A 12,489-nucleotide genomic window follows, 5' to 3' on the forward strand; every position below is an offset into this window, starting at 1 on the left:
CAGCTGAGGCGTGAGATCAAGATTAGCGATACTTCGGAAACGCGTCGCCGGCCGGCGCGTTGGCCCAGCTCTGCAATGTCTGGCCGCCGTCGATCAGCCAGTCGACACCGGTGACGTGCCTTGCCTCGTCCGAGGCGAGGAACGCCACGGCGGCCGCGACATCGTCTGGCTGGCCGATGCGGCGCAACGGGATGCGGTCGGCGAAATGCTGGACGCTGCTCTTGAAATCGCCATCGCCGGAAGCCGGCACGCCGAGCGTGGTCTCGATCACGCCCGGGCAGATGGCATTGACGCGTATCCCGTAGGGTGCGGCATCGAGTGCGGCCACCCGCGTCAGCCCGACGACGCCATGTTTGGATGCGGCATAGCCGGCGCCGCCCGAAAGCACGTCCCAGCCGGCCATGGACGACCCCATATTGACGATCGAGCCGCCAGCTGCGCCCTCGATCATGGCCCGAAGCGAGGCCTGCAGGACGAGGAAGATGCCGCGCAGATTGATGCGGATGATGGTGTCCCAATCCTCGACCGGCAGCTCGTGAACGGGAGCGACCACGCCCGAAATCCCGGCATTGTTGAACACGACATCCAGCCCGCCCAATGTCTCGACGGTGGTTTCGACGGCGCCCCTCACACTCTTCTCGTCGGTGACGTCGGCTTCGATGGCGATGGTGTTGTCACCGAGAGAGCGGGCCAGCTCGCGCGCAGCCGCGCCTTTGCGGTCGACAATGGCGATCCGCGCGCCCTCGTCGAGGAAACGCCGGACCGCGGCACTGCCAATGGCGCCGGCGCCACCGGTGACAAGGACCTTCTTCTGCTCGAACCGTTTCATCCCTTGGTCTCCGGCTTCGGGTAGGAACGCCATGAATGCTCCGGGACGAAGCCGAGCGTCTCGCGCGCATGGATCGTATCGAGCACGGATCCGAAACCGGCGATCGGCCGCGACAGGGCGACGCCTGGATAGACGCGGCGCACGAGCGCTTCGGTCTCTTCCTCCATGAAGGTGTCGGCTGCGCTGAGCAGGACGCGCAGATGGCCGTCACCCTGCCATTCCAGAGCCTGCAGAAAACCCTGCCCGGCATCGCGCGCGTCGAGATAGGCCCACAGGTCGCGAGCACTGTCGGCGGTGGCGCGGCGCGGACCGACGCCGGCGAAAAAGGATTGCGGGGTCTGTATCCATGGCATGCGGATGCTGACCGCCGAGAAGGCGCAGCGCCGCACCGCGGCGTCGACGATTTCCTCGCCCAGCCATTTCGACAGGCCATAGGGGTCCTGGGCGCCGACCGGATGGTTCATGTCGACCGGCAGATAGGGCGGAATGACCGTCTTCTCGAAGAAGGGATAGCCGAAGACGCTGAAGGACGAGGCATAGACGAAGCGCCCGATACCGGCCATGGCGGCGGCCTCGACGACATTGTAGGCGGTCGCGACATTGGTCCTGAACACCTCGCCGCCGGCGCGCCCGGTCGGACGCGGAATGGCCGCGACATGCACGACGGCATCGCACTCGCGCACCAGCTGCAGGGCCGAACCCAGATCCGCCAGGTCGGCGGTGGCGTGACGCCATGCGCCCCCGACCGGTTCCACAGTGTCGATGCCCAGCACATCATGGCCGGCGGCAAGCAAGGCCTCGGCGACGTGGCGGCCAAGCAGGCCGCTGGCTCCGGTGACGATCGTCCTCATGTCAGGGCCCTCGGCGCGGCAAACTCAGCGGCTTGAATATCATTGATGGTCATACAAATCGAGCACATGATTGCCATCCCCTGTCAAGGCCATATCGCGCTGGACGAATAGCGCATACGCTTGTCGCAGCGGCGTGCGCAAGGCCGGTGGCCACAGCTTTGCGTCGAACGGGATTGACTTGGCATCCGCCAGGGTTTTTTGTATGAGCATCAACGATCGACCAAAGGAGTCCGCCATGGCCGTGGACGTTTTTTCCTCACATCGGCATGATGACGCTATGCGCCTTGATCCACAGCGCGCAGCCATTATCGTCATCGACATGGTCAACGAGTTCTGCAAACCGGGCGGGGCCATGGTCCTGCCTGGATACGAGACGCTGGTCGGCCCGCAGCTGGCCATTATAGAGGCCGCCCGCGCGAGCGGCGTGCCGGTGATCTGGGTTCACGATGCGCACCGGCCGGGCATGCGCCGCGAGCGCGAATGGGTGAAGCGCACGCCGCATTGCCTGGAAGGCAGCTGGGGACCGGAGATCATCGAGGATCTCGGCGCCCGCGATGACGAGATCCATGTCATCAAGCGGCGTTACTCGGCCTTCTTCCAGACCGACCTCGACCTGACGCTCAAGGACATGCAGATCGACCAATTGGTCATCTTCGGCGTGGTCACCAACATCTGCGTGCGATCGACCGTCCACGACGCATTTTTCCAGGGCTATGAAGTGGTCGTGCCGAGCGATTGCTGCGCGGCGACCGGACCGCGCGAGCAGGAAAGCTCGCTCTACGACATAGCGACGCATTTCGGCGTGGTCAGCGATTCAACTGATGTCGTCGCGGCGCTTCGCGATGGGACGTCGCTGCAACCGATCGAAGTCGCGGCGTGAACCATCCAGGGCCGGCGGCATCCGACAAAGGCAACAGGAGTCCGGTTTGACGACCGAAAAGAAATCCGAGAAAAGCGCGACCGCGAAGCCGCGCGGCAATGCCGAACCATTGAGCCGCGAGCAGGTGCTGGAGCGATACGCCGAGACCGGATACGCGTTGGACCAGCACCCGGCGCACGTCATCCGCAAGGCGCATCAGCGCGCGACTCTGCGTTTCCAGCAGGTCATGGCCGGCGAGGATCTGTCGCCGACCCAGTTCGCGGCCCTTGCCACGATCCTCAAACATGGCGAGGTCTCGCAGAACCATCTCGGCCGGCTGACGGCAATGGACCCGTCGACCATCAGCATCGTCATGCGCAAGCTGCTCAAACACGGGCTGATCACGCGCAGCGCCTCCGACACCGACCAGCGCCTGTCGATGATCGCGCTGACAGAAAAAGGGACCGAATACACGCTCGAGCGGCTCGCTCGCAGCGTCGAGGTCGGGCGGCGCTTCCTGTCGCCACTTTCACCCGCCGAACAGGTGACGTTGCTCCGCCTGCTCAAGCGCATCAATGACGACGATCCAACGAATGGAGACGGCGGCAAATAGGCCGCCTCCAGACCCTTTTCCGTACCAGCAGAAGCGAGAACCGATGCCGCCCGACCCCAAGTCGTCTGCCAAAACGCTCGTCGTCCGCAATATCGGCCTCTTGCTGAGCGGTGACCTTGGCCAACCGATCCTCGATGCCGACACCATCGTCGTGACCGACGGGCGTATATCAGGCATTGGCAAGGCAGGCGACGTCGATGGCGGCAATGCGGCGACGATCATCGATGCGATGGGCTGCGCGGTGGCGCCGGGGCTTATCGACAACCATGTCCATCCGGTAGCCGGCGACTGGACGCCGAGGCAGAACCAGATCGGCTGGATGGATTCGACCGTGCATGGCGGCGTCACGTCAATCATTTCGGCTGGAGAGGTCCACACGCCAGGGCGGCCGCGCGACCTGATCGGGCTGAAGGCGCTGGCGATCGCGGCGCAGCGGACCTTCTCCAACTTCCGCCCCAACGGCATGAAGATCCTGGCAGGCGCTCCGATCCTGGAACACGGCCTGGTTGAGGACGACTTCCGATATCTCGCCGAAGCCGGCGTGACACTTGTCGGCGAGGTCGGACTTGGCGGCGTCAAGGATGGCCCGACCGGCCGGCAGATGATCGCCTGGGCGCGCAAATACGGCATGACCTCGATGACCCATACGGGTGGTCCGTCCCTGCCTGGCTCCGGCCGCATCGGCGCCGATGTCGTGCTTGAGGTCGACGCCGACATCGTTGCCCACGTCAATGGTGGACCGACCGCGCTTCCCGAAGCCGAAATCCGGCAGATCTGCGAGAACGGTTCGCGCGCGCTGGAAATCGTCCACAATGGCAATCTGCGCACGGGCCTGTTCGTGCTCGACCTGGCGAGGCAGCGCGGCGAACTTTCGCGCGTCATCCTCGGCACCGACAGCCCGGCCGGATCCGGCGTCCAGCCGCTCGGCATCCTCAGAACCCTGACCATGCTGGCTTCGCTGGGCGGCATTGCGCCGGAAGTGGCGTTCTGCCTTGCCAGCGGCAACACGGCGCGCGTGCGCGGGCTGGCTGATCGCGGCATCATCGAGGTCGGCCGTGCCGCCGACCTGATCTTCATCGATCAGGCGATCGGCGGCGCCGGCGACGGGCTGCTCGACAGCGTGGCGCTCGGCAATTTGCCGGGCATCGGCATGGTCGTCATCGACGGCGAGGCGCGGACCGGCCGGAGCCGCAACACCCCACCGGCTATGCGAGTGCCGGAAATCAAGGCTGCGTAATAGCCTTCGCCGGCATCAGCTCACACCGTCGACCCGACGATCTTGTCCTTGGTCAGCCCGCCGACGCGCGGGTGCGGCCTGCCGGAATCGGTAACGGCGATGGCTACGACGATCTCGTCGGCGCGCGGTGCATCGGGAACACGAACCTCCATGCCGTCGAAATGGCTGCGCACCCGCGCAGCGTCCTTGTGGCCGAGCGGAATGTCGAGCGGCACGCCGAGACCGCCGCGTTTCTTCGACGAAGGAATGAGCGCGGCGCCCTTGCCCAGCACATCGCGGAACGGGGCGCCGAGCTTTGGATGAAGGATGGCGGCGGCATGTTCAAGCTCGCCGTCGGCACCAATAGCGGCCGCCTTGCCGAAGCTTTCGACCTGATCGGCGGCAATGCCGAGTGCGGCGACCGCCCGCCTGGGCAGGATGTCGCCAAGGGTTTCGCCGATATCGCTCAGCGCCGACAGGTTCTCGACAAACGTGCCGGCATAAGGGTTGCGGATCACCGCGATCGCAGCGGCGCGCCGCGTCGGCGGGTCGACCGCGCGGCCGCCTTCGATCCGTGTCTCCTCGACGATGGTGATGATGCGGCGGATATTCGGGTTCATCGCAATCCGTCGCCACCCTTGATGTCGGCCGCCGCCAGGCCGCCGACCCGTGCATGAACGCGGGCACCGGTGGTCATCGCCAGGATGACCGCCATCTCGTCGCTGCGCGGCGCATCGCCAACGCCGATCTCGATCGCGTCGAAATGGCTGCGCACGTACGAGGCGTTGATGTGGGTGATCGGGATGTCGATGCGCGCTCCGGGGCCGCCGACCTTCTTGGTCGACGGCACGATGGCCTTGGCATTGCCGAGAAGTTCGCGCATCGCGTAGCCGCCCGGATTGTGCCACAGCGCGCCATGTTCAAGCTCGCCGGCGGCGCCGACGATGGCGCCCTTGCCATAGCCTTCGATAGCGGCGACGCCGTCGCCCATCGCATCGATCAGGCGTCGCGCCATTTCGAGACCGAGCGGCTTCAGATCCTCCATGAAGCCGGTGATCGCTTCGACGTAGCGTCCGGCAAAGGGGTTGGCGATGACGGCGACGATCGCGCCGCGCTTGGGCGGACGTGCGGCGGGAGGACCGCCCTCATGAAAGATCTCCTCGACCTGGACCAGAAATTTCCTGACCAACACAGCTGGCATTGCACGTATCCTTCGTCACGTCACTCATGAAAACTCGTTAGAGTATCAACAATTATGCATCGCCGATATTTGTCAAGCACAGAGGTGGAGGACGCCAATGACGGGCCTTGAAAACTGTATCGGATGGCGATTGACAGCCAGTTTGGCCACTCCTAAACTCATATGACCATCAACGAACTCGTTCGGCCTTCCGGCGATATGTGGGGGATGGTCAAGGCGTGGCTTCAAAAGCTGAAAAAAGCTGAAGGGGAATAACATGAAAAGGGCGCTCAAGAGTTTGTTTCTGGCCGGCACGATGCTGGCCGTTTCGTTGGGATCGGCCGCCGCACAGGCCAAGGTTTCGGTGGCCGCCATCTCGGGATATTTCGCACAGGGCTTCGGCGTTTCGATCGTCAACGGCCTCAACAAGGCCAAGGCCGATTTCGGCATCGACCTCAAGCTGGTCGATACCGGCAATCGCGCCCTGGACTATCAGGAGCAGTTCGAAAACCTGGCCAAGGGCAAACAGTACGACCTCATCTTCGTCATGGGCTGGGAGCTGGTGGATTCGCTGCAGAAGGTCAGCAAGGAATATCCCGACCAACGCTTCGTCTTCATCGACGGCGTGCTCGACAATCCCAAGATGATCTACGCTAATTTCGCAGAGGAACAGGGCTCCTTCGTCGCCGGCGCGCTGGCCAGCATGATCGAGGCCAAGGGCAGTGAATTTCCCAAGATCGGCGACGGCAAGGCAATCGGCTTCGTCGGCGGCCGCGACATCCCGGTCATCCGCAACTTCCTCGGCGGCTATGAGCAGGGCGCCAAATATGCGGCGCCCGATGTGAAGGTGAACTCCGTCTTCGCCGGCACGTTCGATGATCCGGCCAAGGGCAGCGAGCTCGCCCAGGCGTTGTACGGCCAGGGCTCCGACATCGTTTACAACGTCGCCGGCCCGACAGGCGAAGGTGTGATGCAGGCAAGTGCCGCCGCCGACAAATATTCGATCGGCGTCGATATCGACATGTGCGGCTCTGCCCCCGGAAATGTGCTCGGCAGCATGCTGAAGCGCGGCGACATCGCCGTCTACACGCTGATCAAGAACGAGGTCGGAGGCAACAAGGTCACCGCCGGCACCCGCACCTTCGACCTGGCATCGGGCGGCGTCGAGTTCAAGGTCTGTGACGATATCGCGCCGAAGATCCCGGCCGACGTGACCACTAAGCTCGACGAGATCAAGAAGGGCATCCTCGACGGCAAGATCGTGATCGCCAAGGCGAAATAAGCCAGCGACAGCGCATCCCTCCCAAGAAAGCGCTACACTGATCCGTCGCGGCATGCCGTGGCGGATCAGCGTCCCCCCAATCTGCGAGAGCATCTTGTCGAACGCGCCGGGGTCCCCGACCCTCCACAGCACAGCCGCGATGGCCGTCGAGTTGACAGGCGTCACCAAGCGTTTTGGCGCCTTCATTGCCAATGACGGCATCGACCTTGCCGTGCGCCGGGGCGAGATTCACGCGATTATCGGCGAGAACGGCGCCGGCAAGACGACGTTGATGAACATCCTGTTCGGGCTGCTGCAGCCGGACGAAGGCTCGATCCGGCTGAACGGCGAGGCGACGGTGGTCGCCGACCCGGCCGCCGCCATCAAGGCAGGGCTGGGCATGGTGCACCAGCACTTCAAGCTGGTTCCCTCGCTCTCGGTCGCCGACAATGTGTTTCTCGGCATGGAAATCCGTCGTCATGGGCTGATCGACCATGCCGCGCAGATCGCACGCACGCAGGAACTGTCGAAGCGTTTCGGACTGCACGTCGATGCGACCGAGCGGGTCGGGCTGCTGTCGGTCGGCATCGAGCAGCGCATCGAAATCCTGAAAGTCCTGGTGCGCGGCGCCCGCACCATCATCCTCGACGAGCCGACCGCCGTGCTGACGCCGCAGGAGAGCCGCGAACTGTTCCAGACGCTGCGCAGCTTCGTGGCCGAGGGCATGACGGTGATCTTCATCTCGCACCATCTGGAAGAGGTGATGGAGGTGTCTGACACAGTGACGGTGCTGCGCAACGGTCGCAAGGTGGCGACCCAACCGACATCGGAACTCAGCAAGGACGAGTTGGTGCGCATGATGGTCGGCCGCGAGGTCAGTTTCGACCGGCGGCCGCGCGCGGCGCTCGACGGCGACATCGTGCTGGACGTCAAGGATCTGTGGGCGCGCGACGATCGCCGGCTGCCGGCCGTTCGTGGCGCCAGCTTTGCCGTTCGCTCCGGCGAGGTGGTGGGAATTGCGGGCGTCGCCGGCAATGGACAGACGGAACTGGCGGAAGTGCTTTCAGGCCTGCGGCCGGCAAGCCATGGCGAAGCCTGGCTGAAAGGCCAGGACCTCACCACGCTCTCCCCCGCCGCGATTCGCGACGCGGGTCTTGCCCATGTCCCGGGCGACCGCATGGTGCGCGGAGTCGATCGCAATGCATCGATCGCGGCAAACACGCTGATGGGCCGCCATTACCGCGCGCCGTGGAGCCACAATGGCGTGCTCGACTGGAAAGCGATCGCGCAAAATGCCGGGGCGCTGATCAAGAGCTTCGACATTCGCGCGCAAGGAGCCGGCGACGCCGTCAAGCGGCTCTCCGGCGGCAACATCCAGAAAGTGGTGCTGGCGCGCGAATTCACCAATGGCGCCGACTTCCTGCTGATCGACCAGCCGACGCGCGGCGTCGACATCGGCGCCCAGGAGGCCATCCATGACGAGATCATGCGCCAACGCGCGGCCGGCCGTGCCATCCTCTTGATTTCCGTGCAGCTTGACGAACTGGCGGCGCTCGCCGACCGCATCCTGGTGATGTTCAACGGGCGGATCATGGGTGAAGTCGCCGGCGACGATGCCGACGAAGACAGGATCGGCATGATGATGGCGGGCATATCGCAGCAGTTGGAGCCCACATGAACGACCGTTTGCGCGCCTTTTCCGGCCAGGTCATCGCAGTCGGCGTAGCTCTGCTGCTGGGGGCGATCATCATCCTTCTGGTCGGCGAAAGCCCGGTGCGTGTCCTGATGACGCTGCTGCGCGGCGCCTTTGGCGACCAGGAGAAGATTACCGGCACCCTGCTGCAGACGACGCCGATCCTGATCTGCGGCGTCGCGGCCTGCATCGGCCTGCGCGGCGGCATGTTCAATGTCGGCATCGAGGGCCAGCTGTTCCTCGGCGGATTTGCCGCCGCCTGGGTCGGCTTCACCTTCTCCCTGCCCGCGGGCATCCATACGCTGGCGGCGCTGGCGCTCGCGGTCGTCGCGGGCGCGGCCTGGGTCGCCATCCCCGCTTTTTTCCGCGCCCGCTACAACACCAACGAAGTCGTCTCGACCATCCTGTCGAACTACATCGCCGTGCTGCTCACTTCCTATTTCACCATCTTCCTGTTCAAACGGCCCGGCGGCTGGTCGGAGACGCCGCCGATCCTGGCGACGGCCTATCTGCCGGAGATCTTTTCCTTCTCGCGACTGAACTGGGGGCTGGTGATCGGCTTGCTGCTGGCGGTCGGCGTGGCGCTGATCTTCCGCTACACCAGCTGGGGCTACGGCGTGACGATGGTCGGGTCGGCGCCGAAATTCGCCGAATATGGCGGCGTCAACGTCAAGCGGCAGGGCTTTGTCGTGCTGCTACTTTCAGGCGCCGTCGGGGGCCTCGCCGGCGGCGTCGAAACGCTCGGCGTGCATCACCGCTTCATGGAGGGCTTTGCACCGGGCTTCGGCTTCGACGGGCTGATCGCCGCCCTGCTCGCCAACGGCTCGCCGGTCGCCACGATCGTCACGGCGCTGTTCTTCGGCGCGCTGCGCAGCGGGTCGCTGCTGCTCGAGGTCGACACCAGTGCGTCGCGCGAAATCATCACCGTGATCCAGGCGCTGATCATCCTGAGCGTATCGGCGCAGGTCCTGATCAAACGCCGTGGCGACAGCCAGGCCGGGGAGCGGCGATGGAAATTCTAGACAGGCTGATCAACGTCGCGCTGATCGCGGCGACGCTTCGCACAACCGCGCCGATCCTGCTGGTCGCGCTTGGCGGGTCGTTCACCACCAAGGCCGGGATCTTCAACATCGGCCTCGAGGGGCAGATGCTGGCTGGCGCCTTTTTCGCCGTCATCGGCTCGATCTGGACGGGTTCGGCATTCGCGGGCGTCGCCTGCGGCGTCGCCGCGGCCCTTGCCTTCGCGCTTGCCTTTGCCGTGCTGGTGGTAACCTTCCGGGCCAATGAGGTGGTCGTCGGCCTGGCGCTCAACATCCTTGCCGGCGGCATGACGATCTCGCTGATGAAAGCGATCTTCGGCACGCGCGGATCGATCGTCGGTCACGGCATTGTCGGCCTGCCCAAGGTGCAGGTACCAGGCGCCCAGGCGCTGCTCGGCTCATGGGCGCCGCTGATCTCCGGCTTCACACCGATCGTCTATGTCGCGTTCATCGCCGTGCCGCTCTTGGTGCTGTTCTACAAACGCACCCGGCTCGGCCTCTATATCCGCGTCGTCGGTGAAAAGCCCGAAGCCGCCGAGGCGCTCGGCATCTCGATTACCCGCGTCCGTTACATCGCCTCGCTGCTGTGCGGATTGCTGGCGGGACTGGCCGGCGCGCATCTGTCGCTCGGCTACATCACCATGTTCACCGAGAACATGTCCTCGGGCCGCGGTTTCATGGCGGTGGCGATCCTGATCTTCTCCAATGGCGATCCGCTGAAAGTGCTGGCCGGCTGCCTGCTGTTCGGCTTTGCCGATGCCTTCTCGCTGCGCCTGCAGACATTCGGCTTCCCGTCCTATCTGGTGCTCACCGTACCCTATGTCGTCGCGCTGACGGCGTTGTTCGCGCTCTCTTACCGGGCGCGGTCAAAAATCATCAGGGAGACGCTGGCGTCGATGCAGAAACTGCTGTCCGTGGACAGGAACAGCGCCCCGGTCGACGAAAATCCACAATGAAGGAACTCTCATGGAACGCATAATCCTCGACGTGGATTCTGCCGGCGACGATATTCTGGCCGTGCTGTTCGCCGCGGCGAATCCGAATCTCCGGCTCGAAGGCGTGACCACCGTCACCGGTGCCGCCGGCCCGATCGAACAGGTCACCAATGTCGTGCTCAACACGCTGACGCTTGCCGGGCGCGACGACATACCGGTCCACGCCGGCGCGTGGCGGCCGATCGTCGGCAACGCCAAGGCCGACATGGAGGCGCCGGTGCATTTCGAGAAGCGGCTCGTCGCCCGCTTCGGCGACCGGCTGAAGAAATTCAACCCGCCGGCGCCGCCACCCTCCCGCCCGGCAACGCCGGGGCACGCGGTCGATTTCATCATCGATACGGTCATGGCCAATCCGGGCGAGATCACGCTGGTGACGACGGGGCCGCTGACCAATGCGGCGATGGCGCTGCTGCAGGAGCCGCGCCTGACGGGCGCGCTCAGGCGGCTGCTGGTGCTGGGCGGCAATTTCCAGACGCCCGGCAACATCACGCCGCTGTCGGAGTACAACATCTGGGCCGATCCGGAAGCCTCGCGCATCGTGCTCAATGCCGATGTCGAGAAGATCCTGGTGCCGCTCGACATCTGCGAGGACAACCGCGTCGCCGCCTCGATGCTGACGCGCGACGACATCGCGGACATGCAGGCCGTTGCCCGGAAGAATGCCGTCTTCGACATGATTGCCGACAGCTTCCCGATCTACATCGATATCTGGCGCGAGTTCTTCGACCTGGTCGGCTTCCCGATGGACGACGTGATCACCGTGGCGCTGGCCTTCGACCCCAGCCTTGCGACGATGACCGAACCGCTCTTCGTCGATGTCGTGCTGGACGGGCGCCTTGCGCGTGGGCAGACGGTTGCCCATCGCGGCCGGCAATTGCTGCCCGGCGGCGGACCGAAGACCACGCGCATCTGCACCGATCTCGACGGCCGCCGCTTCCTGAACATCTTCAAGCAAACCATCGCGCGCTACGAACAAGCGGCGTGAGGATCGAGAAAATGACCATTGCCACTCCCATCCTGTTCGACTGCGACCCCGGCCATGACGACGCCATTGCGCTGGTCATGGCGCATCGTTCGCCAGCGATAAAACTGCTTGGCGTCACCACCACCTGCGGCAATGCCGAGGTCGAGAAGACGACGGCCAATACGCTGCGCATCCTCGAATATATCGGCGCCGGCGACGTGCCAGTCGCGCAGGGGTGTCACCGCCCGCTGGCACGGCCGCTGGTGCTCGGCACCGCCGACGGTCCGAGCGGCCTCGAGGGCTCACCCTATCTGCCGCAGGCCACGATCAAGCCGGTCGACAAGCACGCCGTCGATTTCCTGGCCGACAAGCTGCGTGCCGCGCCCGAACCGATCCTGGTCGTCGCCACCGGCCCGCTGTCCAATATCGGCCTCCTGATCCTCAAGCACCGTGACGTGCTGCCCAAGATCAAGGAACTGATCTGGATGGGCGGCGTCTTCTACCGCAAGAGCGAGATCATCACGCCGACCGAGTTCAATGCCTTCTGCGACCCCGAAGCGCTGAAGATCGTGCTGGACAGTGGCGTGCCGATCCTAATGGTCGGGCTCGACGTCACGATGCAGGTGTTGATCGAGGCGCCGCAATATGCCGAACTCGCCACCATCGACACGCCGCTCGGCAAGCTCGTCAATGACTGGCTGCTGTTCTACGAGAAGCTGCACCGCAACTCGATGGGCGTCGGCGGCGCCATGCACGATCCGCTCGCGCTGGCGCTGGCTATCGATCCGACACTGGTGCGCACGCGGCCGGCCCATATCGGGGTCGATCTGTCCGGCACCTATGCGTTCGGCGCCACGGTTGCCGATTTCTGGGGCGAGCGCGGCGAAAAGGACAATGCGCGCATCGCCCACGAAGTCGACGCCGACCGCTTCTTTAAGCTGATGTTCGACCTGCTGCGGAATTAGCCCTCTCGGGGATATTCCCTTGC

Annotated in this window: 14 protein-coding genes; 9 read left to right on the forward strand and 5 right to left on the reverse strand. The window is 64.6% G+C overall.

The genetic code is table 11. The annotated features are described in order from the left end of the window. Window positions 1–22: 22 nt before the first annotated feature. Genes FJ546_RS02915 through FJ546_RS02925 form a run of 3 tightly spaced genes read right to left on the reverse strand, consistent with a single transcriptional unit; the run spans window position 23 to window position 1,917 of the window. Window positions 23–829 carry an SDR family oxidoreductase gene (locus tag FJ546_RS02915; RefSeq protein ID WP_140887916.1) on the reverse strand — a complete coding sequence of 269 codons (807 nt, stop codon included), beginning with the start codon at window positions 827–829 and terminating at the stop codon, window positions 23–25. After that, complete coding sequence (locus tag FJ546_RS02920; RefSeq protein WP_140887917.1) at window positions 826–1,680, reverse strand: NAD(P)-dependent oxidoreductase; 855 nt, start codon at window positions 1,678–1,680, stop codon at window positions 826–828. Before FJ546_RS02920 ends, FJ546_RS02915 begins: the two co-directional genes overlap by 4 nt. 39 nt (window positions 1,681–1,719) lie before the next feature. After that, the gene (locus FJ546_RS02925) at window positions 1,720–1,917 is read right to left on the reverse strand and encodes a hypothetical protein (RefSeq protein WP_140887919.1); all 198 of its coding nucleotides are present in this window, start codon (window positions 1,915–1,917) and stop codon (window positions 1,720–1,722) included. Between FJ546_RS02925 and FJ546_RS02930 the strand changes: the two genes are divergently transcribed. The 3 genes from FJ546_RS02930 to FJ546_RS02940 are packed head-to-tail and all read left to right on the forward strand — an operon-like array spanning window position 1,916 to window position 4,389. After that, window positions 1,916–2,560, forward strand: a complete 645-nt coding sequence (locus FJ546_RS02930) for an isochorismatase family cysteine hydrolase (protein ID WP_140887920.1) — start codon at window positions 1,916–1,918, stop codon at window positions 2,558–2,560. The genes FJ546_RS02925 and FJ546_RS02930 overlap by 2 nt on opposite strands. A gap of 46 nt (window positions 2,561–2,606) precedes the next feature. Then, window positions 2,607–3,152, forward strand: a complete 546-nt coding sequence (locus FJ546_RS02935; RefSeq protein ID WP_140887922.1) for a MarR family winged helix-turn-helix transcriptional regulator — start codon at window positions 2,607–2,609, stop codon at window positions 3,150–3,152. A gap of 43 nt (window positions 3,153–3,195) precedes the next feature. Continuing rightward, complete coding sequence (locus FJ546_RS02940) at window positions 3,196–4,389, forward strand: amidohydrolase family protein (protein ID WP_140887923.1); 1,194 nt, start codon at window positions 3,196–3,198, stop codon at window positions 4,387–4,389. Between the two features lie 20 nt (window positions 4,390–4,409). On the opposite strand, the gene FJ546_RS02945 is transcribed toward FJ546_RS02940, so the two are convergent. Beyond that, window positions 4,410–4,988, reverse strand: coding sequence for an amino acid synthesis family protein (locus tag FJ546_RS02945; protein ID WP_140887925.1), 579 nt, complete (start codon window positions 4,986–4,988; stop codon window positions 4,410–4,412). After that, window positions 4,985–5,569, reverse strand: a complete 585-nt coding sequence (locus FJ546_RS02950) for an amino acid synthesis family protein (protein ID WP_140887926.1) — start codon at window positions 5,567–5,569, stop codon at window positions 4,985–4,987. Before FJ546_RS02950 ends, FJ546_RS02945 begins: the two co-directional genes overlap by 4 nt. Before the next feature lie 256 nt (window positions 5,570–5,825). Here FJ546_RS02950 and FJ546_RS02955 point away from each other — a divergent pair, with 256 nt between their 5' ends. From FJ546_RS02955 to FJ546_RS02980, 6 genes are all read left to right on the forward strand, one after another. Further along, window positions 5,826–6,830 carry a BMP family ABC transporter substrate-binding protein gene (locus tag FJ546_RS02955; protein WP_140887928.1) on the forward strand — a complete coding sequence of 335 codons (1,005 nt, stop codon included), beginning with the start codon at window positions 5,826–5,828 and terminating at the stop codon, window positions 6,828–6,830. Window positions 6,831–6,969: 139 nt separating this feature from the next. Next, entirely contained in the window at window positions 6,970–8,487 is a 1,518-nt protein-coding gene (locus FJ546_RS02960; RefSeq protein WP_246686719.1) for an ABC transporter ATP-binding protein, read from the forward strand. Next, entirely contained in the window at window positions 8,484–9,524 is a 1,041-nt protein-coding gene (locus FJ546_RS02965; RefSeq protein WP_140887929.1) for an ABC transporter permease, read from the forward strand. Before FJ546_RS02960 ends, FJ546_RS02965 begins: the two co-directional genes overlap by 4 nt. Next, window positions 9,512–10,498 (forward strand): ABC transporter permease, encoded by a 987-nt coding sequence (locus tag FJ546_RS02970; RefSeq protein WP_140887931.1) that lies wholly within the window; start codon window positions 9,512–9,514, stop codon window positions 10,496–10,498. Before FJ546_RS02965 ends, FJ546_RS02970 begins: the two co-directional genes overlap by 13 nt. A 10-nt stretch (window positions 10,499–10,508) precedes the next feature. Continuing rightward, window positions 10,509–11,522: a nucleoside hydrolase gene (locus FJ546_RS02975; protein WP_140887933.1), complete on the forward strand. Its 1,014-nt coding sequence runs from the start codon at window positions 10,509–10,511 to the stop codon at window positions 11,520–11,522. Between the two features lie 11 nt (window positions 11,523–11,533). Beyond that, on the forward strand, window positions 11,534–12,466 hold the full coding sequence (locus FJ546_RS02980) for a nucleoside hydrolase (protein ID WP_140887934.1): 933 nt from the start codon (window positions 11,534–11,536) through the stop codon (window positions 12,464–12,466). Window positions 12,467–12,489: the final 23 nt, after the last annotated feature.

It is taken from the genome of Mesorhizobium sp. B2-4-19, assembly GCF_006441315.1.
Taxonomy (GTDB): Bacteria; Pseudomonadota; Alphaproteobacteria; order Rhizobiales; family Rhizobiaceae; genus Mesorhizobium.